Source organism: Vibrio sp. 811, from assembly GCF_033339195.1.
The window spans coordinates 1-749 of sequence record NZ_JAWOUB010000336.1 but is presented as its reverse complement, the minus strand read 5'-3'; the positions used below and the strand labels follow the sequence as shown (position 1 = coordinate 749).

The 749-nt window shown below is 46.3% G+C and carries 1 protein-coding gene; it reads right to left on the bottom strand.

Going from position 1 to position 749, the window contains the following annotated elements; translation table 11 throughout:
* Window positions 1-150 precede the first annotated feature (150 nt).
* Window positions 151-749: FAD-dependent oxidoreductase (locus tag R7Q46_RS26715; protein WP_318078162.1), on the bottom strand; the 599-nt coding region annotated here is incomplete at its 5' end.

Sequence of the window (749 nt, the reverse complement as noted above, 5' to 3'; positions counted from 1 at the left end):
CCTTGGCTGCATGCGGTTAAGCCGAGAAAAGTGATGAGCATCAGAGCGGCTTTTTTCATGAGTTCTATTCCTTAACAGAGGAATTTAATTATATGTAATAAAAGAAAAAAGGATCCAATCATTGGATCCTTTTTGAGTGTTGGGACGAGGCTACACGTCTAAGTAATCAAGAATACCTTCTGCTGCTTTTCGTCCTTCATCAATGGCGGTTACCACTAAATCAGAACCGCGAACCGCGTCTCCCCCAGCGAAGATCTTTTCATTGCTGGTTTGATATTGAAACTCTTGGTTGTTGGGTGCTTTGATTCGCCCCCATTGATCAAGTTCAACATTGAACGGAGTAAGCCAGTTCATTTGATGAGGTTGGAAACCAAATGCCATGATGACAGCATCGGCAGGCAGTACGTGTTCACTTCCTTCTACAGGTTCTGGGCGACGGCGACCTGCGTCATCAGGCTCGCCTAAAGCAGTTTTGACCACTTTCACGCCTGAAACTTTGCCATACGCATCAACCTCAATACCTAAAGGCTGAAGGTTAAACATGAACTTCACGCCCTCTTCTTTGGCATTTTTCACTTCTCGACGGGAGCCTGGCATGTTTTCTTCATCACGACGGTAGGCACAAATCACGTTAGATGCGCCTTGACGGATCGAAGTTCGCACGCAGTCCATCGCGGTATCACCACCACCAAGCACTACGACTTTTTTGCCAGCCATATCGATAAACGGTTGGTTATGTTCTAGCTCCA